The sequence below is a fragment of the Streptomyces sp. NBC_00207 genome, from assembly GCF_045160965.1.
Classification (GTDB): domain Bacteria; phylum Actinomycetota; class Actinomycetes; order Streptomycetales; family Streptomycetaceae; genus Streptomyces.
The window spans coordinates 7442065-7467698 of sequence record NZ_CP130715.1 but is presented as its reverse complement, the minus strand read 5'-3'; the positions used below and the strand labels follow the sequence as shown (position 1 = coordinate 7467698).

Sequence of the window (25634 nt, the reverse complement as noted above, 5' to 3'; positions counted from 1 at the left end):
AGCAGGTCCCCACCATCCAGCTCAACAACGGCAGCCTCATGCCCCAGCTCGGCTTCGGCGTCTGGCAGGTGCCCGACGCCGAGGCGGAGCACGCCGTCGGGACCGCGCTGGAGGCCGGCTACCGCAGCATCGACACGGCCGCCATCTACGGCAACGAGAGGGGCACGGGCAAGGCCGTCGCCGCCTCCGGGGTGCCGCGCGAGGAGCTGTTCGTCACCACCAAGCTGTGGAACGGCCCGAAGCAGCGGTGGGGCCGGGACGAGGTGCTGCGCGCCTTCGACGACTCCCTGGGCAAGCTGGGCCTGGACCACATCGACCTGTACCTGATCCACTGGCCGCGCCCGATGCGCGACGACTTCGTCGCCATCTGGAAGACCTTCGAGGAGATCGCGGCGAGCGGCCGCGCCAAGGCGGTCGGCGTGTCGAACTTCCGCCCCGAGGACCTGGAGCGGCTCGCCGCCGAGAGCCCGCTGGTGCCGGCCGTGAACCAGGTCGAGCTGCACCCGCTCTTCCCGCAGGCCGGGCTGCGCGCCGTGCACGCCGCGCGCGGGATCGCCACCGAGGCCTGGTCCCCGCTCGGCCAGGGCAAGGAACTGCTCACCCTCCCGGCGGTCGCCGCGATCGCCGGCACATACGGCCGCAGCGCCGCCCAGGTGGTGCTGCGCTGGCACCTCCAGCACGGGAACATCGTGATCCCGAAGTCCGTGACCCCGGCGCGCATCCGGGAGAACCTGGACGTCTTCGACTTCGAGCTGGAGGCCGCCGACGTCGCCGCTCTGGACGCGCTGGGCGCGGGCGCGGCGGGCCGCCGGATCGGGCCGGACCCGGCCCGGTTCGACGTCTGAGGGCGACGGCCAGGTGAACCTTTCCGAAGGGCTCTACCGGATCCGCAACGTGGACAGCGGGCTGGTGCTCCAGCTGGAGGGCGCCTCCCGGGTGCGGGTCGGCCCGGACGGGCCGCCCGCGCCGGAGGCCGCCCGCCGGTGGCGGATCTCGCCGGTGCACAGCGGCGGCGGCATCTTCCACGTGGTGAGCGAGGACAACGAGCGGCGCCTCGACGTCGCGAACGCGTCGACGGAGAGCGGCGCGCGGGTGCAGGTGTGGCGGGCCAACGCCTTCGGCGCGCAGGAGTGGATCGTCGAGGAGCACCTCGACGATCCGGGCGTGGTGTCCCTGATCGCCTGCATCAGCGGCCTGCAGCTGGAGTCGGACGGGGCGGGCCGCGTCCGGCAGGGCGAGGACACCGACTCCCCGGCCCAGTGGTGGCGCCTGGAGCCGGTGTAGCCCTGCGGCGCGGAGTCGCGCGCGCCGTCAGGCGCGTACGAAGGCGCGTACGCGGTACGTCGGCTCCGCGCGCGGCACGTCCTGGTCGGGCAGCAGCTCCAGCCGCGCGGCCAGCTCCTGCGGGGTGATGCCGCGCGGCGCTATGCGGGAGGCGTACCGGCCCGCGAGGAGGGCCTCGGCGGAGGCGCGCGGGCTGCGGCCCTGACCGTGGCCGGTGAAGCGGGCCTCGCCGGCCGGGCGCAGGCCCGCCCGGGCCGCGTACGCCTCGACGTCCCCGGAGGCGTCCGCGGGGGTCGGGGCCAGGTGCGCGGCGAACACGGCGTCGACGTCGCTGCCCACGTCGTGCGCGGAGTCCTTGTCCACGGTGGTGAGGAAGACCCCGCCAGGCCGCAGGACCCGTCCGGCCTCGGCGATCACGGCGGGCACCAGTCCCGGCTGCCGCAGCAGGTGCAGGAGCCAGACCGCGCTCACCGCGTCCAGCGAGCCCGACCGCACCGGCAGCCGGGCCGCGTCGGCGAGGGCCACGGGGACGCCCCGCCGCAGCGCCACGGAGGCCATGCCGTGGGAGGCGTCCGCGCCCAGGACGCGCAGTCCGGGGCGGGTCAGCCGGCTGGTGACGATGCCCGTGCCGCAGCCGAGGTCGAGGAGGGTGCCTACGTCGGCCGGGAGCAGCTGCAGGACCGCCGCGGCCGCGGCCTCGGCGCGTGGGGCGCCGCCGCGGCTCGCGTCGTAGGCCTCGGCCTCGGCGTCGTAGTCCAGCAGGGGTTTGACGGTCTGTATGTGCGTGGTCATCAGCTCGCGCCGTGGGCGGGGGCGAGGGCCTCGACGCGTTCGGCGAGCGCGAAGTCGGTCTCGGTGACGGCCCCGCCCGCGTCGTGGCTGTTCACGGAGAGCCGGACCGTGTTGTAGCCGAGGGTCAGGTCCGAGTGGTGGTTCAACTCCTCCTGGACCGAGGCGATGTGGGCGACGAGGGCGCTCGCGGCGAAGTGCGTGCCCAGCCGGTAGGTACGGATGATCCGGTCGTCCTCGAAGGCCCAGCCGGGAAGTTCCCGCAACCGGTCCTCGATCTCCTTCTGTGACAGCGGCTCACTCGGCATGCACCGGCTCCTTTTCCCCGTGACGTGTAGTCAAGGTTCCCACAGTGCACGCCGGAGCGAACCTTTCGCGCCATAGTGCGCTCGGGTACTTCTGTGTCTTCCGCGTCCATCGCGCCCCCCATAGGCTCCTGCGCCGGACACGACTGTTACCAGCGGTAACTAGGGGGCATTCGCCATGACCGGCACAGGGAGTTCCAGGCGTACGTTCATCGCGGGCGCGGGTGCGGGCGCCGTGGCCACCACCGGCGCGCTGTCGGCCGGGATCGCGACCGCCCCGGCGGCCGCGGCGTCTTCGGCGGCCGCCGCGGCACCGCCGGCCGGCCGTCGCGTCGCCGTCCTCGGGGGCGGGGTCGCCGGCCTGACCGCGGCGCACGAACTCGCCGAGCGCGGCTACGCCGTCACGGTGTACGAGCGCCGGGCGCTCGGCGGCAAGGCGCGCAGCATGGACGTGCCCGGCAGCGCCCGCGGCGGGCGCCGGCCGCTGCCCGCCGAGCACGGCTTCCGTTTCATCCCCGGCATCTACCACAACCTGCCGGACACCATGCGGCGCATCCCCTTCCCCGGGAACGCGAACGGGGTGTGGGACAACCTCGTCGCCCCGCGCGAGATGATGTTCGCCCGGGCGGGCGGCCGCGAGGACCTGCGCGGGCCCATCCCCTGGCCGGACCACTCCCCCGCCGAGCTGACGCCCGAAGAACTCCGGCGGGCCCTCACCGGCATCCTGCAGACGCTGGTCCGGCTCCCGCTGCACGAGACGGCGTACTTCGTGGACCGTGTGCTCGTCTTCCTCACCAGCTGCGACGAGCGCCGCAAGGAGGTCTGGGAACGGACCCCGTGGTGGGACTTCGTGCGCGCGGCACGGATGTCGTCCGAGTACCAGCGCATCCTCGCCGTCGGCATCACCCGCAACATCGTCGCGACCAAGGCCGAGGAGGCCTCCACCCGTACGGTCGGCACCCTCGGCGAGGCCTTCGTCTTCAACGTGCTGGGGCGCGGGGCGGACGGGCCGCCGGACCGGATCCTCAGCCTGCCGACCAACGAGGCCTGGATCGACCCGTGGGAGGCCCATCTGCGCGCGCTCGGAGTGGAGTTCAGGATCGGGTGGACCGTACGCGAGGTGCAGTACGGGAACGGCCGGGTCAGCGGGGTCGCTGTCGAGGGCCCGGACGGCGCCCGGCAGACGGTCACGGCCGACCACTACGTGAGCGCGCTGCCCGTCGAGCACGCCCGCCGCACCTGGAGCGCCGGCCTGCGGGCGGCCGATCCGATGCTGGGGCGCTGCGACAAGCTGGAGACCGACTGGATGACCGGCATCCAGTTCTATCTGACCGAGCGGGCCCCGCTGGTGCACGGACACCTCAACTGCATCGACTCACCCTGGTCGTTGACGGCGATCCAGCAGGCCGAGCACTGGCCCGCACGGAACTTCCCGGCCGACTACGGCGACGGTACGGCGGTCGACTGCCTGTCGGTGGACATCTCCGAGTGGGACAAGCCGGGGATCCTGTACGGGAAGACGGCCAAGCAGTGCACCCGCGAGGAGGTGGCGCGCGAGGTGTGGGCGCAGCTGAAGGCCTCCCTCAACGACACCGGCAAGACGCTGCTGAGCGACTCGAGGCTGCACTCCTGGTTCCTGGACCCGGGCGTGGACGGGCTCGGCACCCCGCACCCCACCAACCAGGACGAGCTGCTGATCCACCCGGTGGGCACCCTCCACAACCGGCCGAGCGCCGGGACCCGCATCCCGAACTTCTTCCTCAGCGGGGACTACGTCGCGGTGGACATCGACCTGGCGACGATGGAAGGCGCCAACGCCTCGGCCCGTGCGGCCGTCAACTGCCTTCTGGAGCAGGACAGTTCGCGGGCGGAGCGGTGCACGGTCCGGCCCATGTACCGGGCGCCGGAGCTGGAGTCCGCCAAGCGGCACGACCTGTGGCGCCACCGCCTCGGCCTGCGCAACATCTTCGACCTGGGGTGACCCGTGCCGCCCCGGAGGCGCGGGGCTCGGCTACCGTCGTCGGCATGACCCCGACGCCCCCCGCACCGGCACCCGCGCCGGCTCCCGCCCCGACGGTCGGCGCCCTGCTCCGCGTATGGCGGGAGCGGCGCGGCATCAGCCAGCTGGAGCTGGCCGGCCGCGCCGACTCCTCGTCCCGGCACATCAGCTTCATCGAGACGGGCCGGTCCCGGCCGAGCGAGGAGATGGTGCTGAGGCTCGCCGACCGCCTCGACGTGCCGGTACGGGAGCGCAACGCCCTCCTGCTGGCGGCCGGTTACGCCCCGCACTACGCCCAGACCGCGCTGGACGACCCGTCGATGGAGACGCTGCGCGAGGGCATCCAGCAGCTGCTGACCGGGTACGAGCCCTACCCGGCGCTGGTCGTCGACGCCACCTACGACGTCGTCGCCGCCAACCGGGGCATCGCGATGCTGCTGGACGGGCTGCCGGAGCACCTGCTGACCCCGCCGCTGAACGCCATGCGGATCACCCTGCACCCCGAGGGCCTCGCCCCCAGGATCCACAACCTCCGGGAGTGGCGCGGGCACCTGCTGGCCCAGATGGAACGCCAGATCGCGCTGGCCCGCTCCGAGCCGCTGCGCGCGCTGTACGAGGAGGTGTCCGCGTACCCGGTGCCCCCGGCGGCGGAGCGCCCGGGGGACGGGGAACCGGCGGAGCCCGTCCCGTACATCGCGCTCCCCCTCGTCATCGAGCACAACGGCCACCTGCTGTCCTTCGTGTCGTCGATCGCGACCTTCAACACGCCGATGGACGTGACCGTCGCCGAGCTTGCCATCGAGACGATGCTCCCGGCCGACCCGGCGACGGTGAAGTACCTGCGCTCACTTGCCGACTGAGCGCAGGGCGAGCTGCTGGAGCAGGGCGAAGCCGGCGACGGTCAGGCCCTGCGCCGGGATCCACACGGCCCCGGCGACGGTGGGTGTGAACCACACGGCCAGGGAGACGAGGCTCAGGGCCGCCCAGGCGTAGTTGGTCTCGATCACGAGCTTCACCGGGAAGGCCGGGGGCTGCCGCCGCGAGGCGAGCAACCCGACGGCGGCCCCGTACACCGCGAGCAGCACCCCGAGCCCGAGCAACAGCCCCTGCCCGACACCGAGCAGGCGCCCGAGGGGAGCGGAGAAGGCGACGTAGGCGAGCCCGTTGCCGGTGGTGACGACGGAGTCGAGGGCGAGGAAGCGCCGCAGCATGACCTGTGGTTCACCGGTACGGGCAATGCTTCCGAGCAGGGTCGCGGACATGGGAGATCCCCCTCCATCGAGGTTGAACGGCCAGGTGGGACACGGCTTCCGGGGCCGAGTGCGCGGCCCCGGAACCCGATGACCCCACTGTGCCCGGCGGCCCGGAGGGGGTCGATTACCTCCCAGGTAAGGAACACCCCGGAGACGTGCTCATAGGGCGCCGCCCCTGCCCTCCTCCGGCTGCAGTCCGTCCATGCCAGTCCAGGCAGATCCGGCTTGTGTCGCCTCCAGTGGCTCCCCGGCGCACCCCCGCTTCTCCTCGCGGTGGAGGCCATGCCCCGCTCCGACTGGCTGGCGCATTCCCGGCCCCGCCGTGACCAGCACCCGAGCGGTCGTCATTGCCCGTTGACGGCCCGACGGATCAGTTCGTTCGGCGGCGAGGTTGTGCGCACCTCCGCTTCAATGTCCACCATGGAACTGCGAGAGAAGTGCACGTGGTCAGCGGACAACCACAGGGTCGGCACAGCTTCCGCACGCGGCGAGTGCACCTGGGGGGCTCCCTGCTCCCGCCCCGTGGTGTGGAGCGTGCGGGTCAGCGACGCCGGCGGCGACAGCTGGTGGGCCGCCTGCGAGGACCACGCCAACACATCGACGGTGCTTTCTCCCGACACCACCAGCTGAGCACGACGCTCGGACGCCGCGATCACACCAGCGAGACCTCGGGCGTTCACTTCGCTCGGCTGGTGCCATCGGCACCGTCCCGGACACAGCATGACCCTCAGCCTCGTGGGATTGCGGGACAACTCTCAGGTCGCTGCCGGCCGTGTTGCTCGCGGCCTCAGTGGCACCATCCGGCGCGGAGTCGGCTGTCCCGCCCGCTCACCTTCAGAGCAGGTCCATCTGATGGGGGCTCACGCCCTTGGGGCGTACCGGGCCGTAGGGCCCGGGCCTCCCTCGGCACGGGCGTCCCCCCGCGCGGCGTGCTAGGCGCTGTCGAGGATGCTGCCGACGGTTTCCGTGAGCCGGTGCTTCCACTTGTGCCAGCGGTTGCAGTACTGGCGCGGGAACCAGCGCCGCTCCTGCGGAATCGGCCGGTTGCACCACTTGCACAGCACCGTGCGGCCCCTGCTCGCGAAATCCCCCATGCCACGAGTTTAGCGAGCGCGACCTGCGCCTTCCGCTTCCCGGAGCGGGTGGTGAAGCGGCCGCCGTCGGCCGCGCCCACTCACCCCGGGTCTCCGGGTCTGCCGCGGACCGGTAGTCCAGCCACTCCTGGTGGCTCCCGCCGCTGCGCCCCCACGTGGCGGGCCGTGGCGGTCAGGCGGCGAAGCGGCGGTTGCCGGTGAGGGACCAGACGGCGGAGATGCGGCCGTCCGTGACCGCGAACATGTCGATGCCGCTCTTGACGACGACGTCCCCGCCGTCGTCGGCGTTGCTCTCGATCCACCGGCAGGCCATCTCGCCCCGCTCGGAGTCGACGAGCGGCGCGGCGTCCGCGGCGAAGGTCAGGCCGGTGAGGGCGAGGCTGTTGGCCGAGATGAACGCCGTCAGTTCGTCCTGGCCGAAGCTGTGGGCGGAGCCGGTGCCGTCGAAGTCGTCCGCGAAGTGCAGCCGGAAGCCGGGGGCGAGGATCTGCTCGGCGAGGGCGACGTTTCCGTTCCAGAGCGCCGTCCAGCCCTCCACCAGCCGGGTCCCGGCCTCCCGGGTCAGCGGCGCGGAGTCGGTGATGGGGGTCGTCGTCACAGACATGGGTGCCTTCCAAGGTCGGTTCGTGGTCACCCAGCCTCCGGGCCGATGGCGACAACCCCCTGTCGGTGTTTAGCCCTCCGGGAGGCGGCTCAAGCGAAGCTGTAGAGCTCGTCGAGTGCGACGAAAGCCCGTCCCAGGGTGTCCAGTTCGGAGAGGTCCACCGGACGCGGGTCCGCCGCCTCCTCCAGGGCCCGCGCCTCCCGTATGCGGTCGAGGCGAAAGCCCCGCACGGCGGAGCGCAGCCGGCACCAGCCGATGAGGTACCAGTGGTCGCCGCCGAGGAAGCCCAGGGGCTCGACGGTGAGGTCGGTGACCTCACCCTGCGCGTCGGCGTAGCACAGGTACAGCAGCCGCTGGGTCGAGAGCGCCTCGCGCAGGGTGTGCGGGAGCGCGGACGGCCGGACGGGGTTCACGGCGAGCCGTACCCGGGCGGCGAGTTCGCGCGCGGACTGGCGTTCGCGCTGCGGCATGACGGCGAGCACCTTCTGCAGCGCCGAGCGGGCGTCCGCCGCGAACGGCGTCCCGGCCAGCTTGTGCAGGGCGACGGCCAGGGCCGCCGCCTCGGCCGGGGTGATGGTCAGGGGCGGCAGGGTGTGGTCCTTGTCCACCACGTACCCGCCGCTGCGGCCCGGTTCGGCGTAGAGCGGCACTCCGGACTGCTGCAGGGCGCTGAGGTCGCGTTCGATGGTGCGGGTGCTGACGTTGAAGCGCTCGGCGAGCCACCGGGCGCTGCGCGGCCGGGGCGAGACCGCACGTAACTCCTCCACCAGGGCGTACAGACGCTCGGTACGGTTCACACACAAGGACCGTAGCCGATGCCAACCCTTTTTGAGCCGTACGGCAGGAAACGTTGGGGTTCCCCTGGTTCGGGCAAGGGCGGGGGGCTACGCTTCACGGAGCCCGACTCACTCGAACGTCTTGTCGACATATGGAGAATCCGCCGGTGCGAGCCGCCGTCCGACCCGATCTCGCCGCGATCTGGCGGCGTGTCGAGGCACTGTCGGTGCGGCACGGTCAAGATCCGTCCGTGGTACTGGACTTGGAGCGGCTGGGCCACCTGTCCGGGGTCGAACCCGGGCGCATAGCGCAGGTGGTGGCGGGCACGGCGGCCGAGGTGCCGCTGGAGCAGCGCGTGCACCAGCGGTTCCTGCGGCTGCGCGCCACCCGCCGGGACAAGCACGGCCGGGAGTGGCCGCTCGCCGCCATCGCCGACGACTTCGACGCACCCGGCGCCTCCCTCGGGCCGCTCAACGCGGGCACCGGGCTGCCGCGGATGGGACACGCGGCGGGCGTGCAGCGGTTCTTCGGGGTCTACGCCGGTTTCCTGCTGGCCGACAGCAAGAGCGCGGTGGAGCGGGCCCTCGCCCTCTCGGCCGGCGCCGCCACCGCCCCGGACGGCCGGGACGACCTGGAACACCTGTCGTACCTCACCGGCATGACCCCGCAGGCCATCCGGCTCACCCTCGACGGCGAGCCGCCCATGCTCCCCCTCAAGGAGCAGGTGCACCGCCGGTTCGAGCACCTGCGCCGGACCCGCGTACGGGAGGACGGCCAGGCCCATTCGCTGGCGGCCATCGCCAAGTCCTTCGACGCGTCGGGCCAGTCGCTGACCCGGGTCGCCCAGGGCGAGGGCCTGCCGAACCTCGCCGCGGCCGCCGGGATCCAGCGGTTCTACGGGGTCGAGGGCGGTTACCTGCTGGCCGACGACACCGAGGCGCTCGCCACCGCACTCGCCCTGACCGAGGCCGAACTGGAGTCCGCGGAGCGGGAGCAGGAGAATCCGATGCTGGCCGTGCTGCGGGCGCACGACGTGCGGAGCATCGTCACGCGGGCCGGCCGGCTCTCCCCGCGGGGCTGGAAGTCGCTCGCCGACCACTTGGACGACCTGCTCGCGCGGGAGGGCCAGCTCGGCCGTCCGGCGGAGCCCGAGGAGGGGGGAGCGCCATGAGGACCACCCGGGCGATGCGCAGGCTCGGCGGGGATCTGCTCGCCGAGGCGCGGCTGTCGCCGCCGGCCTGCGCCGCCGAGATCATCGGCGCGCTGTGCGCCGCGTACGGACGGCGGCGCGGCGGCCGCAAGGTCGACTTCCGCTTCGCCTCCTTCCCGCCCGACACCGCCAGCGGGCTGTGGCTGGAGATGGACGCGCGCGACCTCCTCGTCATCGAGGAACACACCCGTCCCGAGCACCAGCTCGTCATCGCCTGCCACGAGTTGTGGCACGTGGACGAGGGCACCTGCGACAGCCACGGGCCGGGCATGGCGGTGGCCGCCCGGCTGACGGGCGGCGCGGACGGCGCCGGCGGCCGCCGGGGCGGCCTCACGGAGCTGCTGCAGTCGGACACCGGTCTGGGCACGGTGGTCCGCCAGGCCGCCGCCCGCGCGGACCGGGAGGACCCCGCGGAGATCCGGGCCGAGATGTTCGGCCTGTACCTCGGCAAACTCCTGAAGCCCTACCTGCCGCCTCCCCGGGAAGAACAGGTCCCCGAGGCGATCGAGCGCATCAAGACCTCGCTCGGCTGGGGGCGTTGAGCGTCACGCCGGTGACCCGCACGCCGCCCCCGCCGCACCCCTTGCGCCGATGCCCTCAGCACGGCCCTGACAGAGAGCACGACACGATGACCCAGTCTTCCCCGCCCCGCCGCGCCGTCGTCATCGGCGGCAGCATGGCCGGCCTGCTCGCGGCCGCCGTCCTGGCCGAGCACGCGACGGTCACGATCATCGACGCGGACACCCTCCCGGACAGCCCGGCGCCGCGCCGCGGACTGCCCCAGGCCCGGCACGTCCACGTCATGTGGTCCGGCGGGGCGCGCGCGATCGAGGACATCCTGCCCGGCATCACCGGGGACTGGACGGCGGCGGGAGCGATCCGCCGCAGCCTGCCCACCGACCTGGTCACCAAGACCGCCGAGGGCTGGATCCCGCGCTGCGCGGAGATGCAGTTCAACATCTCCTGCAGCCGCGACCTGCTCGACTCGGTCGTCCGGGCCCGGGTGACCGCCCTGGACGGGGTCTCCACCCTCCAGCAGAGCCGCGTCCGCGGCCTGGAGGGCACGGCGGCCCGGATCACCGGCGTCCGCGTCGACACCCCGGAGGAGGAGGGCAGATTCGTGCCCGCCGACCTCGTGGTCGACGCGAGCGGACGCGGCTCCCGCGCCCGCACCTGGCTGCAGGAGCTCGGCGTCGGCGGCATCCGGCAGGCCGAGGTCGACTCCGGCCTGGTCTACGCGACCCGCATCTTCGAGGCGCCCGCCGGAGCCCACGAGTCGGGCTTCCCGATAGTCAACGTGCAGTCCGACCCCCGCGTGCCCGTACCGGGCCAGACGGCCACCATCGTGCCCATCGAGAACGGCCAGTGGCAGGCCACCCTCTCGGGCACCCGCGGCGGCCAGCCGACCGGCGACCCCGACGAGTTCATCCCGTTCGCCAAGGGCATCCGGGACCCGATCGTCGGCGAGCTCCTGGAGGGCCGCAAGCCCCTCACGGACGTGGCCGTCACCAAGGGCACCGCGAACCGGCGGATCTTCTTCGAGAAGGTGGAGCTGCCCGACGGCTTCTTCGCCGTCGGCGACTCGGTCGCCACCTTCAACCCGCTGTACGGGCAGGGCATGACCGTCGCCGCACAGGGCCTGCTGGCCGTGCGCTCCCTGCTGCGGACCAGGGGGCTCGCCCACCCGGCCTTCGGACGCGAGGCGCAGCGCGCGATCGCCCCGCAGGTGGCCACCGCCTGGGACCTCGCCACCTCGCAGGACATCCTGTACCCCGGCGCCACGGGCATGAAGCCGCGGACCGGGGCCGGGCTGCTCAACGCGTACGTCAGCCGGCTGATGACGGGGGCCACCACCCGGGAGGCGCTGACCGCCGCCTTCCTCCAGGTCATCACCATGAGCAGCGCGCCCACCCACTGGCTCAGGCCGTCGGTGGTCTGGAACGTCCTGCGCGCCTCCGACCGCGGCGCGCTGAAGGCGCCGCCGCTCACCGCCGCCGAACGGACGGTCGCCGGGCTCGACCAGCGGGCCGATCCGGCCGACCCCGTCGGCCGGGCCCGGTGAAGAGCGGCCTGATCCTCTACGTGCCCGGGGCGCTCCTGGTCCTGATCCTGCTGGTCAAGGCGCCCACCCTGCGCCGGAGGTGGGACCAGCCGCCGATGCGGGCCGTCTGCGCACTGCTGGTCATGGGCTGCCTCGTCCTGATCCTGGCGGCGCCGCCGACGATCGCGGCCGTCAACCGCTTCACCGGGGTGGCCAACTTCTCGGCGCCGCTGGTGTTCGGCCTGATCACCGCGTTCTCCGGGTCGTGCGTCGTGCTGGTCCTGCAGTGGGGCGGCGGCCCGCCGGCCGTGGTGCGCCGGGCCACCCGGCTGACGGTGGCCGTGTACGGCGGGGTCACGGTGGCGATCGTCGTCCTCTTCGCGATGGGCGAGGCCCCGGTGGAGCGCCTGCGGGACCTGGACACGTACTACGCCGACACCCCGTGGATCCGGGAGATGATCGTCTGCTACCTGCTGGCGCACACCGTCGGCAGCTCGGCCCTGACCGTGCTGACCGGGCGGTGGCTGCGCCGCACCCACCCCTCCCTGCGGCCGCTGCGCACGGGGCTGGCCCTGATCATGACCGGGGGGCTGCTGGACCTCGGCTACCTGGTCGCCAAGTGGACCGCGCTGGGTGCCCGCTGGAGCGGCCGCGACTGGGACGGCCTGTCCACGGACGCGGCGCCGCCGCTGGCCGCGGGGGCGGCCCTGATGGTGGCGACCGGCTTCATCGTGCCGCTGGTCGGCGGGTCGGCGACCTGGCGTGACTTCAGCGAGTACCGGGGACTGCACCCGCTGTGGAAGGCCCTGCGGGGCTTCGCCGCGTCCAGTGTGCGGACGGTTCCGCTCACCTGGTGGTCACCGGTCGGGATCCGGCTGATCCACCGCGAGTCCGTGATCGACGACGGGATCCTGGCCCTCGCCCGCTGGTTCGACCCGGCCGTGCGCCGGGCGGCGTACGAGGCCGCGCGCGGGCAGGGCCTGAGCGAGGCCCGGGCCGAGGTCGTCGCCGACGCCGCCATGCTCGCCGCCGCGTGCGGCCGCAGGACCGCCGCCGCTGCCGCCGCCGAGGCGGATGCCGTCCCTGCCGAAGCAGATGCCGGGCTCGACGGCGGCTCCGTACCGCTCCGGCACTCCGAGCCGCCCCGGCTGTCCGGACAGCCCCTGACGGCCCTGGCCCGCGAGTTCCGCGCCTCCCCCATCGTCGCCGCCGCGCGGGCCGCCGCCGTACGGGCCTGAGCCGTCTGCGGGCCGCCCGGGAGGCCCTCCACCCCCGGGGAAACGGAACGCCCCGGACCCTGGGGCCCGGGGCGTCCGTCGTACGCGTGGCGGGCGGTCAGAGCTCCGCGAGGTCCAGCCCGGCCTGCGCGGCAGCCGCCTGGACGGTCTGCTCCAGCAGGACGGCGATGGTCATCGGGCCGACACCGCCCGGGACCGGGGTGATCAGCGAGGCGCGCGCGGCGGCGGACTCGAAGTGGACGTCGCCGACGTTGCCCTCGTTGTACCCGGCGTCCAGGACCACCGCGCCCGGCTTGATGTCCTCGCCCCGGATGAACTCGGCCTTGCCGACGGCGGCGACCAGCACGTCCGCCTGGCGCACGATCGACGGGAGGTCCCGGGTACGGGAGTGGCAGTAGGTGACGGTGGCGTTCTGCTCCAGCAGCAGCATTCCGGCCGGCTTGCCCAGGATGGCGCTGCGGCCGACGACGACGGCGTGCTTGCCGGTCAGGTCCACGTCGTAGGCGGCGAGCAGGCGCATGATGCCGCCGGGGGTGCAGGAGACGAAGCCCGGCAGCCCGAAGCCCATGGCGGCGAAGGAGTGCATGGTGACCCCGTCGACGTCCTTGCCCGGGGCGATGGCCTCGAAGGCGGCGCGCTCGTCGATGTGGTGCGGGACGGGGTGCTGCAGCAGGATGCCGCTGATCTCGGGGTCCTCGGAGAGCGCGGTGAGGGTGGCCACCAGCTCCTCGGTGGTGGTCCCGGCCGGCAGCTCGACGTGGCGCGAGGTGATCCCGGCCCTGGCGCAGCGGTTCTGCTTCATGCGTACGTAGGTGACGGACGCGGGGTCCTCGCCGACCAGCACGGTCGCGAGGCAGGGCGCGGTGCCGGTGCGCTCGGTGATCTTCGCCGCGTAGGCGGCGGTCTGCTCCGAGATGCGGCGGGCGAGGGCGGTGCCGTCCATCAGCCGAGCGGTGTCGGTGGCGGCCTGGGCAGGCTGGGCAGTCTGGGCAGTCGTCACGGGGTCTCCTGAACGTCGCTGCGGATCGCGGTTCGCCCAGGCGCGCGGCAGTCGACGTACCGGAAGGGCCCGATATCCGCAGGTCCGGAGTCCGCAGGTACGCCGGGCCGCTCCCCGGTGGTGATCCACCCGAACGCCAGTCACGGCCCGCCGCCCACTCTAGTCGACATATCCGGTGGATGACCGGCGCCCGACCTGGGACGATCGATACATGACGCGCACTTTCGACCATCTTGTCGCCGAGGCCGAGTCCGTCTCCGTGGACGGCTGGGACTTCTCGTGGCTCGACGGCCGGGCCACCGAGCAGCGCCCCTCCTGGGGGTACCAGCGGCTGCTGGCCGAGCGCCTGTCCCGGGTCCGGTCGGCGCTGGACGTCCAGACCGGCGGCGGCGAGGTCCTCGCCGGGTCCGGGCCCCTGCCCCCGCTGATGGCCGCCACCGAGTCCTGGCCGCCCAACATCGAGAAGGCGACCCGGCTGCTGCACCCGCTGGGCGCGGTGGTGGTCGCCGACTCCGACGAGCCGCCGCTGCCCTTCGGCGACGAGGCCTTCGAGCTGGTGACCAGCCGGCACCCGGTGACCATCTGGTGGGAGGAGATCGCGCGGGTGCTGACCCCGGGCGGCACCTACCTCTCGCAGCAGGTCGGTCCGGCGAGCGTCTTCGAGCTCGTCGAGTACTTCCTGGGCCCGCAGCCGGAGGAGGTCCGGCGCGGCCGGCACCCCGACGACGCGGTCGCGGCGGCCGCCGGGGCCGGCCTCGAAGTCGTCGATCTGCGCTCCGAACGTCTGCGCACGGAGTTCCACGACGTCGGAGCCGTGATCTACTTTCTGAGGAAGGTGATCTGGATGGTGCCCGGCTTCACGGTCGGGCAGTACCGGGACCGGTTGCGCGAGCTGCACGAACAGATCGAACGCGAAGGTCCGTTCGTCGCGCACACCGCCCGCTTCCTCATCGAGGCCCGCAAAAAGGGCTGAAAGGAGGGTGGACGGAATCACGCCGGATCGGGTTGCGCGGCCACAGCGTGGCGCAGGTCACTCAATTCAGCGCGTAACGAATCGACTCGGGCATGCGATGAACCGACAGGTGTCCTCGCGCGGCCCGGAATACAGACCCCCCTCGGGTCTGTTTCCCGAGTTCGCGCGATGATGTCCCGCCCACCCCTTATCTGTTCGCAACGAGAGGCTCCTTGTGTCGCTCAGCCCGTCCCGTACGTTCCCTCCGGAGATCGCCGAATCGGAGGCCCTCGTCGCGCTCGTCGAGCGCGGCCGCGAGCAGGGTCACATCAACGGTGACGACGTGCGCCAGGCCTTCGAGGCCGGCCGCATCCCGGTGGACCAGTGGAAGCGGGTCCTGCGCAGCCTGAACCAGGTCCTGGACGAGGAGGGTGTCGCCCTCCACGTCAGCGCGGCCCCTGCCACCAAGGTTGCCGCGAAGAAGCCCCGCAAGGCTGCCGCCGCCCCGGCCCGCACCGTGGCCAAGAAGGCCGCCGCCGCGCCGCGCCCCATCGGCGCGCGCAAGACCTCGGCCGCCAGCACCGCCACGGCCACGGCTTCGGCGATATCCGCATCGTCGGCCGCCGCCGCCCCGGACGAGGCGTCGGCCGAGGCCGCCGCCGAGCCGAAGAAGCGCACGGTCAAGAAGACCGCCGTCAAGAAGACCGCCGTGAAGAAGACCGCCGCGGCGAAGAAGACCAGCGCCAAGGACGCCGACGAGGGCGAGACCCCCGTGGTGGAGGGCGAGGACTGGGCAGCCGAGGACCTGGCCGACGAGGCCGAGGAAGAGGCCCCCAAGGCCGGCGGCACCCAGGGCTTCGTCCTGTCCGACGACGACGAGGACGACGCCCCGGCGCAGACGGTCATGGTGGCCGGCGCCACCGCCGACCCCGTCAAGGACTACCTCAAGCTGATCGGCAAGGTGCCGCTCCTCAACGCCGAGCAGGAGGTGGAGCTCGCCAAGCGCATCGAGGCGGGTCTCTTCTCCGAGTACAAGCTCGAAGAGGAGGAGGACCACAAGCCCGCCTTCAAGCGCGAGCTGGAGATCCTCGTCGAGGACGGCCGCCGCGCGAAGAACCACCTGCTGGAGGCCAACCTCCGTCTCGTGGTCTCCCTCGCGAAGCGCTACACCGGCCGCGGCATGCTCTTCCTGGACCTGATCCAGGAGGGCAACGTCGGCCTGATCCGCGCCGTGGAGAAGTTCGACTACACCAAGGGCTTCAAGTTCTCCACGTACGCGACCTGGTGGATCCGGCAGGCGATCACGCGTGCCATGGCCGACCAGTCGCGCACCATCCGCATCCCCGTCCACATGGTCGAGATCATCAACAAGCTCGCCCGTGTGCAGCGCCAGATGCTGCAGGACCTCGGCCGGGAGCCCACTCCGGAGGAGCTGGGCAAGGAACTCGACATGACCCCCGAGAAGGTCATCGAGGTCCAGAAGTACGGCCGCGAGCCGATCTCCCTGCACACCCCCCTGGGTGAGGAGGGCGACAGCGAGTTCGGTGACCTCATCGAGGACTCCGAGGCGGTCGTGCCCGCGGACGCGGTCTCCTTCACCTTCCTCCAGGAGCAGCTCCAGTCGATCCTGGGCACGCTCTCGGAGCGCGAGGCGGGCGTGGTCTCCATGCGGTACGGCCTCAACGACGGCCAGCCGAAGACCCTGGACGAGATCGGCCGCGTGTACGGGGTCACCCGTGAGCGCATCCGTCAGATCGAGTCCAAGACCATGTCGAAGCTGCGCCACCCGTCGCGTTCGCAGGTGCTGCGCGACTACCTCGACTAAGCCGTCAGGCCAGTCGGAAGACGGGCCCCCGGGGTGTGAACGGCAGGGAGGCACCCTGCGGAACCAGATAGGCGTGCTCGCGCCGGATCCGCAGGGTGTCGCACCACCCGTCCGTGATCACCAGCACCGGGGCCCCGGGCGGGAAGTCCTCCGCCCGCTGCAGCAGGTCGATGCCCGGCTGCAGCACGGTCCCGCCGCGCCCCCGCACCCGTACCCGGCCCGCGATCTCGGCGGGCGGCAGATAGCCCGCGTCGTACGGCGCCGCGTCGCAGAAGACGACGCGGGCCGCCGGTACGTCGCGGGCTTCCGCGTACGAGGCGATGGCGCCCAGCGCCTTGCCGAGCAGGCCGGTGTCCATCGACCCCGAGGTGTCGAGCACCACTCCGAAGGTGCAGCGGGCGATCTCCTGCGGCGGGAAGTACCGGCCCGCGCGGGGGATGTCCGGGGTGGAGGCCTGGCGGCGCGCCGGGCGGGCGTAGGACCGTACGGCCTCCGGCCGGGGCACGTACTCGTCGAACCAGCGGGCGAGCCGGGCGTCCCAGGGGACGGGCGGGTGGGCGAGCGCCCGGATCTCCTCGACGAGGCCCGCGGGCAGCAGCCCTCGCTCCCCGTATCCGTGCAGGTCGAAGCCCTGGACCAGGCCGCGCCGGTAGAACTCGTCCAGGTCCGTGTACGGGCCGCTGCCCGGGTGGGCCAGCGGCTCGCCCAGGATGTCCCCGAGGCCCTTGCCGCGCAGGGTGGCGAGGCGGCGCGTGCGGCGCAGGTCGGTGGTGATCCGGTCGTAGACCTCCTCGACGGACAGGTCCCGCAGCGCGGGGTCGTGGAGCAGCCCTTCGGGCATCGTGCCGACGCCCATCTCCACGAGCCAGCCGTTGACCACGTAGTCGGCGGCGACGTTGTGCAGGTACGGGTCCCGGGCCCCGCAGCGCTCGCCGTGGCGCAGGGCGGCGTGCAGCATCTCGTGGGCGAGGACGAACCGCCACTCCTCGTCCTCGAAGGTGCGCAGCGGGTTGATGTAGATCTCCCCGGCGGTGGCGCTGACCGCGGCGATGGAGATGTTCCGGTCACGGGCCAGTTCTGCGTCGGCGACGACGGTCAGTCCGGCGGCCAGCCCGCCGAGCAGCGGGTACGAGGAGACGAACCAGTTCAGCGCCCGGTCCCACGGGCGTGCGCGGACCCGCTCTCCCGTGACCCGGTCGCGGCGGCCGCCGGCCACGTCCATGGCGGCGGAGACGCTGCGCGTGAGGGCGTGCGCGAAGGCGGTCTCCCAGTCGGGGACCGCCGTGTTCGGCACCGCGTTCCAGGACTCCAGGACCTGGTCGGGGTGGTCCCCGGCGGTGCCGCAGTGCTCGTAGGCGGCCGGGATGCCGTCGCGGCGCCAGCGGGCGGCGAGCAGGTCCTCGTCACCGCCGGGGTACTCGGCGGGCAGGTGGTCCGGGGCCCGGCCGACGGGGAAGGTCAGCAGGAAGCGGTTGACGACGGCGCAGCGGGCGGCGACGTCGAAGCGGTCGGGCTGGGGGCGGTGCCGGTCGTCGGCGGCGGGCACGTGGCCGAAGCCGAGGTGGAGCAGGCCGTGGGCGATCGTCCAGGCCCATTCCGCGGGTTCGGCGCGCTGGGTGGGGTGGACGTGGATCATGCCGTTGGAGGTCACGACGGCCAGTCCCCCGGCCGGGTTGTCCGCGCACTTGGCCTGGCGGCAGATCTTGGCGTCGACCGCGCCGAGGGCCGGGTTCCGCTTGACCAGGGTCAGGCCCTCGGCAAAGGCCCGGGTGGCGGGGTCGACCGTGGCCTCCTTGCCGTTGCGGCCCCGGGTGGTCCGGCTCACGCGTCGGCCCCCGCTCGGCGGGCCGGGGCGGTCCGGTCGCCCGCGTCCGGGCGGTGCCCGCTCACCGGCGGGCCTCGACCAGCCGGGGCATGTCCCGGGCGGCCTCGACCAGGAACCAGGCGGGCAGCACGGGCAGGCCGTCGGCGTCGTCGGCGATGACGGTCTGGGCCACCTCGACGGAGATCTCGGCGAGCTGGACGAGCAGCGATTTGAAGCGGTACGCGGACTGCCGCACGGCGGGCGAGACGTGTTCCTTCTGCGCCGGGAGTTCCTTGAGCAGCCGGCCGCGGAAGGACTCGGCGAGGTAGTAGAGGAGATCTCGGTCGGCGGGGCGGGTGGGCCAGGAGGCGTCGCCCTTCATGATCGCCTCGATGCCGAAGGTGTGCCGGACGATCTTGGCGTAGCCGCAGAAGGAGACGGCGTGGGCGGGCGTGAGGGTGCCGTGCGCGATCACCTTCAGGGTCTGCTCGTCCAGCTCCGGCCCGAAGGAGTGCAGGGCGTCGGAGAGCATGTGCCAGGAGCGCGGGGTGGAGAAGGGCTCCTCGGTCTTGGGCGGCTGCGACCAGAGGTGGTCGGGGCGGTCGGTGAGGTGATCGGTGATCCAGGGGTGGATGCCGTTCTCCCCCGCCCAGACGAGCCAGTCGGCGGCCGAGGCCTGCAGGTGGACGTGCGTCAGCCGGTTCACGAGCGCGGAGGCGATGGGCCGGGCGAGCGCGTTGTCGGTGGCCCGGTTGCCGGCGCCGATGACGATGGAGCCGGCGGGCAGCTCGTAGGAGCCGATCCGGCGGTCGAGGATCAGCGAGTAGAAGGCCTTCTGCACGTCGGGGCTCGCGGCGTTGAGCTCGTCGAGGAAGAGGCAGTACGGCTCGTCGCGGGCGATGGACTCGGGCGGGCAGAAGACGGAGCGGCCGTCGCGGATCTGCGGGACGCCGATCAGGTCCTCGGGGGCGAGCTGGGTGCCGAGCAGGCTGACGCACTCCAGGCCCAGCGAGTCGGCGAACTTCCGTACGAGCGAGGACTTCCCGATGCCCGGCGCACCCCACAGGAACACCGGCCGGACGGTGGCGAGGCCGAGGAGCAGTTCGGGGATCTGGGCGGGGGTGACGGTGACGGCAGCCTGCACGGGGGTGGATGTCCTCGGGAGTTCGGGGGCGTGGTGCGCCCAGTGTGGGCACACCACGCTCCCCCGAGCACCCGGTTTTCGGGCCCGGCGCTCCCCGTGGCGGTCACCGCGCGGTGTGCTCCAGCAGGTGCTTCAGCTTCTCCTCGCCGCGGGGCATCTCCTTGCGGACCATGGGCTTGACCACGAGGGGGACGAGGGCCCTGCCCACGCCGTGGCCCTCGAAGTCGACGGACAGGGTGACGCGCGAGCGGGCCCCGCCGTCGAGGGGGTCGATCCTGCCCCGTACGTCCGGCCGGACCGGCCCCTCGACGCCGTGGAGGTGCCAGCTCCGCGGCGGGTCCATGGACATGTACTCCATCTTCGTGGGGATCCTCCGCCGGCCGATCTGCCGGGTGACGAGGACCTGGGAACCGACGTGGACGGGGAGGTCCCCCATGGGAACCGCGGACACGGCGCTGTCCTGCCACTCCGGCAGGTGCGTGGGGTCCGTGATGTAGGAGTAGACGTCCTCGGGCGTGCGGTCGATGTCGATGCTCTTGCTGATCGCGGACATGGCGACCCCTTGGAGCCCCCCTGGCTGGCCCCTCCTTCCAAATTACCCCGCGGGCGAATCGGTGGCGCGCTGCCTGCGGGCGGCCATCACGGCGTACACGAGGACGCCCGCGAAGAGGAAGAGCACGCCCTGGTAGACGGCCGCGTAACCGGAGCCGGCGACCAGCCACGTCGAGAAGGCGAAGGCCAGGCAGGCGAGGACGGCGTCGCGGACCAGGCGGCCGGGCCGGACCCGCTCGGAGCGGCCCGAGGCCAGGAAGTAGATCTGCGCGGCGGTGGAGAGGAGGTAGGGGACGGTCGCGGTGAAGGTGGTGACGAGGACGAGGACCTCGAAGACGCGCTGCGAGCCGGCCGTGTAGTTGTAGACGGTCAGCGCCGAGGCGAGGACGACCGTGACGAGGACGCCGGCCACGGGGACGCCGCGCTTCCTCGTCTCGAAGACCTTCGGGAAGAGACCGTCCTTCGCGGCGGCGTACGGGGTCTGCGCGCTGAGCAGGGTCCAGCCGTTGAGCGCGCCGGCCATCGAGATCACGGCGGCGCAGGCGACGGCCGTGCCGCCCCACGTGCCCCCGAACATGGCGTTGACGGCGTCGCTGAAGGGAGCCTCGGAGGAGACCAGCTTCTCGTGCGCGACCAGGCCGAAGACGGCGAGGGTGCCCAGCAGGTAGACGGTGGCGGCGCCGACGGTGCCCAGGATGGTGGCCCGGCCGACGTTGCGGGCCGGGTCGCGGACCTCGCCCGCGCTGACGGCGGCGGACTCGACGCCCAGGTAGCTGAAGAGCAGGATCGCGGCGGAGGCGGAGACGGCGCCGACCGCGCTCTGGCCGGTGGCCTGGAAGGGGCCGAGGTTGGCGGGGTCGAAGAAGAACAGCCCGCCCACGGCGACGAGCAGCAGCGGGGCGAACTTCAGTACGGTCGAGACCAGTTGGACGGCGCCGACGTACCGGGTGCCGGCCAGATTGGCGAGCGCCGGGAGCCACTGCACGCAGAGGGCGGCCAGGCACATGGACCACTTGTGTGCGCCGATGGCGGGGAAGAGCACGCCGAGGTAGCCGACGGCCGCCACCGCGAGCGCGGCGTTGGAGACCCAGGTGGTGATCCAGTAGCTCCAGGCGGCGAGGAAGCCGGCGAAGTCGCCGAAGGCGGCGCGGGCGTAGACGTACGGGCCGCCGGTCTGGGGGTGCCGGTGGGCGAGGCGGCCGAAGACGAGGGCGAGGGCGATCGCGCCGAGGGTGAGCACGGCGAAGGCGACGAGGCTGATGGTGCCGAAGGGGGCCACCGAGGCGGGGAGGAGGAAGATCCCGCCGCCGATGATGTTGCCCATGACCAGGCAGGTCGCGACGGGAAGGCCGAAGCGGCGCTCGCCCTGCGGGCGGGGCTCGGCGGTCCCGGGGGCGGGAACCGGGGCCGGGGCCGGGGCCGGTGCCGCGGTGGTTGTCGTGCTGGTCATCGGTGGTGCGCCTCTGGTTGTCTCACATGCTGGGCAGGTCGACACATGCTCGGCCACCGCACGGTCGGTACCAAATCAGCGAGTTTCGTCCGGTGTGGGCACCTCGACGGAAGGAAGGATTGCACTGTCGGCCGCTTCCGGCCGGGGATCTTCCACCGGCCCCGGCCGCCCCGGCCGCAGGCCGAGCGGGACCTGCGGGCCGTCCGCCTCGCGGAGCCAGCACCGCAGTACGCCGTGCACCGCCTCCGCGCCCACCGGTTCCTCCCCCGGCTCCGACAGCTCCGTGGGCCACATCAGGAACGGGTGCCCCTGCTCCCCGCCCAGCCCGCCGTGCGAGCCGATCTGCTCCTCGAAGGCGTGCACCGCGCCCGTGTCCGGGTCGTACGCCGAATTCACCATGATGTCGGCCACGTGCGGGAAGGCGTCGGTCCGGCGGACGGCCTGCGCCGCGCCGGGCCCGAAGGGGGACAGCAGCTCCTCCGCCTCCCCGGGCACGTCGAGGCGGGCCACCGCCCCGCCCGGGCCCAGCAGCACCCCGTCCACCAGCAGGAAGCCCACGCCCGGGTGGTTCGCCAGCGTCGCCAGCAGGGCGGGGTGCGCGCGTTCGACGTGCTCGCGCGAGGCCCGGCCGGGGACGTCCGGGAAGGAGATCAGGGCGAGGTTGCCCGACGCGAGCACCACCGGGTCGGAGCCCGGCCCGGGGCGGGCCTCCTCCCCCTCTTCCACCGGCCGGTGCAGGGCCGCGAGCACGGCCGCCCGGGCCTCGGCCCCGCTGCGGGTGCGGCCGGCCCGGCGGGAGACCGGCAGCCCGCAGCCCGCCCTGACGAGGTCCTTCAGGGTCAGCCCGTAGCGGGCCAGGAAGGTCTCGCCCGGGCTCTGGCCGTGGTCGGAGAGCAGCACGATCCGGTACTCCCGCGGGGCGTGCTCGGCGACCCGGGCGATCAGCGCGAGGCTCCGGTCGAGGCGCGCCAGCACCCTGTCGGTGTCTCTGCCGCGCGGGCCCGAGTGGTGCGCGACCTCGTCGTAGGCGACCAGGTCGGCGTAGACCGCGGCGCGGCCGGCGAGCATGTCGCCGATCACCGCCGCGACCACCACGTCCCGTTCGACCACGGTCGCGAAGGCCCGGATCAGCGGGTACAGCCCGCCGCGCGCCACCCGCGGACGGTCGCCGCGGATCCGCGCCCGCAGGGACTGGCCGATCTCCCGGACCACCTCGGCGACGAAGGACACGGCCGTGCGGACGGCGTTGGCCGGATCGGAGAAGTAGGCGAAGTAGCCCGCCCGGGACCGGTTCGCCCGGCCCCGCCGGGCCGAGACCGAGAGCACGAGCGCCAGTTGGTCGGCGCCCCCGCTGAACAGGTTGCCCCGGCTGGCCCCGTCGAGCGTGAGCAGTCCGCCGTCCCCGGTGCGCGCGACGGCCCGCCGCTGCAGTTCGGCGGCGCTGGTGGGCCGGTTGCAGACCATCACCTCGCCGGTGTCCTTCTCGTACCAGCGGAAGGCCGGCACGTCGAAGTTGGAGCCGTGCAGGATGCCGAGCTGGCTGGCGCCGGTCTGGCTCGACCAGTCCGTGTGCCAGGGCGTGATCCGGTGGCTGCGGTCCAGCCAGTCGGCGACGGTGGGCATCAGCCCGCTGACGCACGCGCCACGCAGCACCTCGTACCCGACCCCGTCGAGCTGGAGGAAGACCAGGCCGGGCGCGGCCGCGCCAGCCCCGGCCCCGCCCGTCCTGCTCCCCCGGCTACCGCTGGGAGGTACCCCCAGCCTGCGGCGGCGGCGGTCGGCTAGCCGGTAGAGGCGGCGCCGGTAGGCCTCGTCGTCGCGCACCGCGAGTGCGGTGGAGGTCGCGGAGGCCACCGCGGACATCACGGCGGCCACGACCACCGCGGTCTCGGGGGCCGCCTCGCCCCGCCAGGCGGGGATCAGGCTGAGCGCGATGAGCAGGAGCGAGCCGTTCAGGAAGAAGACGAGCAGCCCGAGGACGAGGGCGGGGACCAGCAGCAGGGCCCGTACGAGCACGGGCCAGACGACCGCGCTCAGCAGACCGAAGGCTCCTGCGCCCCAGGCGGCGGTCAGCCCGATCTGCGTGATGCTGTCACCGTCGTCGGACTGGAGCCGGAAGTCCGGCAGGATCCCGGCCAGGGCCAGCATGGTGAGGGTGGACACCGCCCAGACGAGGACCACGCGCACCAGGGCGCTGCCCGTCGTCCGCCACCGTCCCCGCCACACGCCGCCACCTCCCGCGAGCCCCGTCCCGCCTTCCAGGCTCGCACAGCCGGGCTCGGCCGGCCGGGCGCCACGGAGGGCGCACCGGAGTGCGGAGGGGGCCGGCCGGTGCAGGCCGGTGAACGGCGGGGGCCGGCCGGCGGGGGCGGGTCAGGTGCCGTCGTATCCGGCGGTCGGCATGGACAGCCGGCGGTGCACCTCGGCCTTCATCGCGGAGGTGTACTGCGGCTCGTCGTCCCCGGCGGTCTCCAGCCGTACGCCGCGCCGCTCGCACTCGGCGGTGAACTCCTCGACGGAGCACAGCGCACGGGCCAGCACCCGGTGGTTGGCGGCGACGAAGAGGTCGACCTGCCCGGCGTCGATGTCGGACCAGAGCCCGCAGTGGTCGGCGCGCAGCCCGTAGAAGAGCAGCTGCTTCGTGACGACGTAGCCCCGGTCGGCGGCCCAGCGCGCGCACATGGCGTGCTGGCCGCGGGTGTCCACGGCGAAGGGGTCGGCGTCCAGGTCTTCGAGCGGGGCCAGGCTGGCGATCGCGGCCACGCGCAACTCTTCCATGCCGCCGGACCCTACTCCGATCCGCCCCCGGAGAGGAGGGGCCCGGCACTTCCGGTTCCGGGCGGATCCGCGGGGCAGCATCTAGGCTCGTGGACGAGGTGCGAGGGAGGGAGGGCCGGTGCCGGTGGAGATCACCTGGTGGGGCCATGCCACGTGCACCGTCGAGGACTCCGGGGTCCGGCTGCTGACGGACCCGCTGTTCGCGCGGCGGCTCGCGCACCTGCGCCGGCGGCGCGGGGCGGTGCCGCCGCCCGAGGCGGCGGTGGCGGACGTGGTGCTGGTGTCGCACCTGCACGCCGATCATCTGCACCTGCCGTCGCTGGAGCGGCTCGCGCCCGGCACCCGGCTGCTGGTGCCGCGCGGGGCGCGCCGGGCGGTGCCGGGGCTGGCGCGCGCGGCCGGGCTGCGGGGGCTGCGGGTGACGGAGCTGGTGCCGGGCGAGGAGGTCGCCGTACGGGAGGGCGTACGGGTGCGGGCGGTCAGCGCGCGGCACGACGGGCGGCGGCTGCCGTTCGGGCCGCACCTCGCGCCGGCGCTCGGGTACGTGGTCCAGGGCGCGGCCCGGACCTACTTCGCCGGGGACACCGGGCTGTTCGACACGATGGCCGAGGAGGTCGGGCCGGTGGACGTGGCCCTGCTGCCGGTGGGCGGCTGGGGCCCGTACCTGGGCCCGGGCCACCTGGACCCGGGGCGGGCGGCGCAGGCGCTGGCGCAGCTGGCGCCCGCGGCGGCGGTGCCGGTGCACTACGGGACGTACTGGCCCGTCGGGATGGACGCGGTGCGGCCGCACGAATTCCACGCGCCCGGCGAGGAGTTCGAGCGGCGCGCCCGGCAGCTGGCACCGAAGGTGGCCGTACGGGTACCCGGGCACGGCGAGCGGGTGCGGCTGCCGTGACCTGGCGCGAACTCACGGCGGCGGCCGGCCAGGTGCCGCCGGAGACCACCCAGCAGGCGGTGGGGTACCCGGCGTTGTTCGTGCTGGTCGCGCTGGGCGCCCTGGTGCCGGTGATCCCGACGGGCGCGCTGGTGAGTTCGGCGGCGGTGGTGGCGTTCCACCACCAGTCGCCGCCGTACGGGGTGCTGCTGGTGGTGGCGGTGTCGGCGCTCGCCGCGTTCACCGGGGACCTGGCGCTGTACTGGCTCGGGCAGCGCGGGGTCCGGTCGCGCAACGGCTCGCGGTGGCTGGCGGCGCTGCGCGGCCGGGCCACGCCGGAGCGGCTGGAGCGGGCGCAGACCAAGCTGGACGAGCACGGGGTCATGGTGCTGGTGGTCTCCCGGCTGGTGCCGGCGGGCCGGATCCCGGTGATGCTGGCCTGCCTGCTGGCGCAGATGCCGCTGCGCCGCTTCGCCCGCGGCGACGCACCGGCCTGCCTGGCCTGGGCGGTGACGTACGGCCTGATCGGCATCCTGGGCGGTTCGCTCTTCACGGAGCCGTGGAAGGGCGTGGCCCTGGCGGTGGGCCTGACCCTGCTGATCAGCGCGGGCCCGGCCCTCTGGCGCCGGCTGCGGGCCCGGCGGGAGGAGCCGTAGGGGGC

26 protein-coding genes and 1 riboswitch are annotated in these 25634 nt (G+C 73.4%); of the genes, 12 read left to right on the top strand and 14 right to left on the bottom strand.

The annotated features are described in order from the left end of the window. The first annotated feature begins 38 nt into the window (after positions 1 to 38). Positions 39 to 845, top strand: coding sequence for an aldo/keto reductase (locus OG472_RS34710; protein WP_401606388.1), 807 nt, complete (start codon positions 39 to 41; stop codon positions 843 to 845). A 13-nt stretch (positions 846 to 858) separates the two neighbouring features. Continuing rightward, complete coding sequence (locus OG472_RS34705) at positions 859 to 1284, top strand: RICIN domain-containing protein (RefSeq protein ID WP_401604857.1); 426 nt, start codon at positions 859 to 861, stop codon at positions 1282 to 1284. A 27-nt stretch (positions 1285 to 1311) separates the two neighbouring features. Here the strand turns inward: OG472_RS34705 and OG472_RS34700 are convergent, their stop codons facing one another. Then, on the bottom strand, positions 1312 to 2076 hold the full coding sequence (locus tag OG472_RS34700; RefSeq protein ID WP_401604855.1) for a class I SAM-dependent methyltransferase: 765 nt from the start codon (positions 2074 to 2076) through the stop codon (positions 1312 to 1314). Then, on the bottom strand, positions 2076 to 2381 hold the full coding sequence (locus OG472_RS34695; RefSeq protein ID WP_327412559.1) for a 4a-hydroxytetrahydrobiopterin dehydratase: 306 nt from the start codon (positions 2379 to 2381) through the stop codon (positions 2076 to 2078). Before OG472_RS34695 ends, OG472_RS34700 begins: the two co-directional genes overlap by 1 nt. Positions 2382 to 2556: 175 nt before the next feature. Between OG472_RS34695 and OG472_RS34690 the strand changes: the two genes are divergently transcribed. Then, positions 2557 to 4359, top strand: coding sequence for an FAD-dependent oxidoreductase (locus OG472_RS34690; protein WP_405832833.1), 1803 nt, complete (start codon positions 2557 to 2559; stop codon positions 4357 to 4359). 44 nt (positions 4360 to 4403) lie between these two features. Next, a complete protein-coding gene (locus OG472_RS34685; protein WP_405832831.1) occupies positions 4404 to 5237 on the top strand; it encodes a helix-turn-helix domain-containing protein in 834 nt (277 codons plus the stop codon). Here the strand turns inward: OG472_RS34685 and OG472_RS34680 are convergent. The 5 genes from OG472_RS34680 to OG472_RS34660 form a co-directional block, all read right to left on the bottom strand. Further along, entirely contained in the window at positions 5223 to 5639 is a 417-nt protein-coding gene (locus OG472_RS34680) for a hypothetical protein (RefSeq protein WP_401604848.1), read from the bottom strand. The two genes, OG472_RS34685 and OG472_RS34680, sit on opposite strands and share 15 nt — an antisense overlap. A gap of 335 nt (positions 5640 to 5974) precedes the next feature. After that, entirely contained in the window at positions 5975 to 6286 is a 312-nt protein-coding gene (locus OG472_RS34675) for a hypothetical protein (RefSeq protein ID WP_401604845.1), read from the bottom strand. Between the two features lie 276 nt (positions 6287 to 6562). Next, positions 6563 to 6724: a hypothetical protein gene (locus tag OG472_RS34670; protein WP_401604842.1), complete on the bottom strand. Its 162-nt coding sequence runs from the start codon at positions 6722 to 6724 to the stop codon at positions 6563 to 6565. Between the two features lie 172 nt (positions 6725 to 6896). Next, positions 6897 to 7328 (bottom strand): hypothetical protein, encoded by a 432-nt coding sequence (locus tag OG472_RS34665; RefSeq protein WP_383571471.1) that lies wholly within the window; start codon positions 7326 to 7328, stop codon positions 6897 to 6899. 89 nt (positions 7329 to 7417) lie between these two features. After that, positions 7418 to 8125 (bottom strand): helix-turn-helix transcriptional regulator, encoded by a 708-nt coding sequence (locus OG472_RS34660; RefSeq protein ID WP_405832828.1) that lies wholly within the window; start codon positions 8123 to 8125, stop codon positions 7418 to 7420. 230 nt (positions 8126 to 8355) lie between these two features. On the opposite strand from OG472_RS34660, the gene OG472_RS34655 reads away from it, so the two are divergent. The 4 genes from OG472_RS34655 (at position 8356) to OG472_RS34640 (ending at position 12594) form a co-directional block, all read left to right on the top strand. Further along, positions 8356 to 9276 carry a hypothetical protein gene (locus OG472_RS34655; RefSeq protein WP_405942374.1) on the top strand — a complete coding sequence of 307 codons (921 nt, stop codon included), beginning with the start codon at positions 8356 to 8358 and terminating at the stop codon, positions 9274 to 9276. Beyond that, complete coding sequence (locus OG472_RS34650) at positions 9273 to 9857, top strand: toxin-antitoxin system, toxin component (protein ID WP_405832825.1); 585 nt, start codon at positions 9273 to 9275, stop codon at positions 9855 to 9857. The genes OG472_RS34655 and OG472_RS34650 overlap by 4 nt, the downstream gene beginning before the upstream one ends. A gap of 86 nt (positions 9858 to 9943) precedes the next feature. Continuing rightward, on the top strand, positions 9944 to 11377 hold the full coding sequence (locus tag OG472_RS34645; protein ID WP_405942373.1) for an NAD(P)/FAD-dependent oxidoreductase: 1434 nt from the start codon (positions 9944 to 9946) through the stop codon (positions 11375 to 11377). Then, the gene (locus OG472_RS34640) at positions 11374 to 12594 is read left to right on the top strand and encodes an MAB_1171c family putative transporter (protein WP_405832824.1); all 1221 of its coding nucleotides are present in this window, start codon (positions 11374 to 11376) and stop codon (positions 12592 to 12594) included. Before OG472_RS34645 ends, OG472_RS34640 begins: the two co-directional genes overlap by 4 nt. A 97-nt stretch (positions 12595 to 12691) precedes the next feature. Here the strand turns inward: OG472_RS34640 and OG472_RS34635 are convergent, their stop codons facing one another. Next, positions 12692 to 13537, bottom strand: a complete 846-nt coding sequence (locus OG472_RS34635; protein WP_405834977.1) for a bifunctional 5,10-methylenetetrahydrofolate dehydrogenase/5,10-methenyltetrahydrofolate cyclohydrolase — start codon at positions 13535 to 13537, stop codon at positions 12692 to 12694. Between the two features lie 84 nt (positions 13538 to 13621). Further along, positions 13622 to 13748: riboswitch (ZMP/ZTP riboswitch) on the bottom strand. A 57-nt stretch (positions 13749 to 13805) separates the two neighbouring features. Here OG472_RS34635 and OG472_RS34630 point away from each other — a divergent pair. Further along, positions 13806 to 14567: a methyltransferase domain-containing protein gene (locus tag OG472_RS34630; protein ID WP_361761945.1), complete on the top strand. Its 762-nt coding sequence runs from the start codon at positions 13806 to 13808 to the stop codon at positions 14565 to 14567. A gap of 214 nt (positions 14568 to 14781) precedes the next feature. Beyond that, on the top strand, positions 14782 to 16371 hold the full coding sequence (locus OG472_RS34625; RefSeq protein ID WP_401604825.1) for an RNA polymerase sigma factor: 1590 nt from the start codon (positions 14782 to 14784) through the stop codon (positions 16369 to 16371). Positions 16372 to 16375: 4 nt separating this feature from the next. Here the strand turns inward: OG472_RS34625 and OG472_RS34620 are convergent, their stop codons facing one another. From OG472_RS34620 to OG472_RS34595, 6 genes are all read right to left on the bottom strand, one after another. Further along, positions 16376 to 18196 carry a DUF2201 family putative metallopeptidase gene (locus OG472_RS34620; protein ID WP_405832822.1) on the bottom strand — a complete coding sequence of 607 codons (1821 nt, stop codon included), beginning with the start codon at positions 18194 to 18196 and terminating at the stop codon, positions 16376 to 16378. Between the two features lie 61 nt (positions 18197 to 18257). Further along, positions 18258 to 19319, bottom strand: coding sequence for a MoxR family ATPase (locus tag OG472_RS34615; RefSeq protein WP_319728172.1), 1062 nt, complete (start codon positions 19317 to 19319; stop codon positions 18258 to 18260). A 103-nt stretch (positions 19320 to 19422) separates the two neighbouring features. Then, the gene (locus tag OG472_RS34610) at positions 19423 to 19872 is read right to left on the bottom strand and encodes an SRPBCC family protein (protein ID WP_383571496.1); all 450 of its coding nucleotides are present in this window, start codon (positions 19870 to 19872) and stop codon (positions 19423 to 19425) included. A 42-nt stretch (positions 19873 to 19914) separates the two neighbouring features. Then, on the bottom strand, positions 19915 to 21321 hold the full coding sequence (locus OG472_RS34605) for an amino acid permease (RefSeq protein WP_405942372.1): 1407 nt from the start codon (positions 21319 to 21321) through the stop codon (positions 19915 to 19917). A gap of 75 nt (positions 21322 to 21396) precedes the next feature. Next, the gene (locus OG472_RS34600; RefSeq protein ID WP_405832820.1) at positions 21397 to 23547 is read right to left on the bottom strand and encodes a phage holin family protein; all 2151 of its coding nucleotides are present in this window, start codon (positions 23545 to 23547) and stop codon (positions 21397 to 21399) included. Positions 23548 to 23694: 147 nt separating this feature from the next. Then, positions 23695 to 24099 carry a hypothetical protein gene (locus tag OG472_RS34595; protein ID WP_383571505.1) on the bottom strand — a complete coding sequence of 135 codons (405 nt, stop codon included), beginning with the start codon at positions 24097 to 24099 and terminating at the stop codon, positions 23695 to 23697. A gap of 118 nt (positions 24100 to 24217) precedes the next feature. On the opposite strand from OG472_RS34595, the gene OG472_RS34590 reads away from it, so the two are divergent. Together OG472_RS34590 and OG472_RS34585 are read left to right on the top strand one after the other, a co-directional pair. Beyond that, positions 24218 to 24994, top strand: coding sequence for an MBL fold metallo-hydrolase (locus OG472_RS34590; protein WP_401604813.1), 777 nt, complete (start codon positions 24218 to 24220; stop codon positions 24992 to 24994). Further along, positions 24991 to 25629, top strand: a complete 639-nt coding sequence (locus OG472_RS34585; RefSeq protein WP_383571511.1) for a DedA family protein — start codon at positions 24991 to 24993, stop codon at positions 25627 to 25629. The genes OG472_RS34590 and OG472_RS34585 overlap by 4 nt, the downstream gene beginning before the upstream one ends. Positions 25630 to 25634 lie beyond the last annotated feature (5 nt).

Excerpts from the sequence above, each read along its gene's own strand:
- OG472_RS34665 (WP_383571471.1), bottom strand. The coding sequence starts at position 7,328 with ATGTCTGTGACGACGACCCCCATCACCGACTCCGCGCCGCTGACCCGG.
- OG472_RS34695 (WP_327412559.1), bottom strand. The coding sequence starts at position 2,381 with ATGCCGAGTGAGCCGCTGTCACAGAAGGAGATCGAGGACCGGTTGCGG.
- OG472_RS34595 (WP_383571505.1), bottom strand. The coding sequence starts at position 24,099 with ATGGAAGAGTTGCGCGTGGCCGCGATCGCCAGCCTGGCCCCGCTCGAA.
- OG472_RS34635 (WP_405834977.1), bottom strand. The coding sequence starts at position 13,537 with ATGGACGGCACCGCCCTCGCCCGCCGCATCTCGGAGCAGACCGCCGCC.
- OG472_RS34680 (WP_401604848.1), bottom strand. The coding sequence starts at position 5,639 with ATGTCCGCGACCCTGCTCGGAAGCATTGCCCGTACCGGTGAACCACAG.
- OG472_RS34630 (WP_361761945.1), top strand. The coding sequence starts at position 13,806 with ATGACGCGCACTTTCGACCATCTTGTCGCCGAGGCCGAGTCCGTCTCC.
- OG472_RS34670 (WP_401604842.1), bottom strand. The coding sequence starts at position 6,724 with ATGGGGGATTTCGCGAGCAGGGGCCGCACGGTGCTGTGCAAGTGGTGC.
- OG472_RS34645 (WP_405942373.1), top strand. The coding sequence starts at position 9,944 with ATGACCCAGTCTTCCCCGCCCCGCCGCGCCGTCGTCATCGGCGGCAGC.
- OG472_RS34690 (WP_405832833.1), top strand. The coding sequence starts at position 2,557 with ATGACCGGCACAGGGAGTTCCAGGCGTACGTTCATCGCGGGCGCGGGT.
- OG472_RS34700 (WP_401604855.1), bottom strand. The coding sequence starts at position 2,076 with ATGACCACGCACATACAGACCGTCAAACCCCTGCTGGACTACGACGCC.
- OG472_RS34650 (WP_405832825.1), top strand. The coding sequence starts at position 9,273 with ATGAGGACCACCCGGGCGATGCGCAGGCTCGGCGGGGATCTGCTCGCC.
- OG472_RS34610 (WP_383571496.1), bottom strand. The coding sequence starts at position 19,872 with ATGTCCGCGATCAGCAAGAGCATCGACATCGACCGCACGCCCGAGGAC.
- OG472_RS34605 (WP_405942372.1), bottom strand. The coding sequence starts at position 21,321 with ATGACCAGCACGACAACCACCGCGGCACCGGCCCCGGCCCCGGCCCCG.
- OG472_RS34710 (WP_401606388.1), top strand. The coding sequence starts at position 39 with ATGCCCCAGCTCGGCTTCGGCGTCTGGCAGGTGCCCGACGCCGAGGCG.
- OG472_RS34685 (WP_405832831.1), top strand. The coding sequence starts at position 4,404 with ATGACCCCGACGCCCCCCGCACCGGCACCCGCGCCGGCTCCCGCCCCG.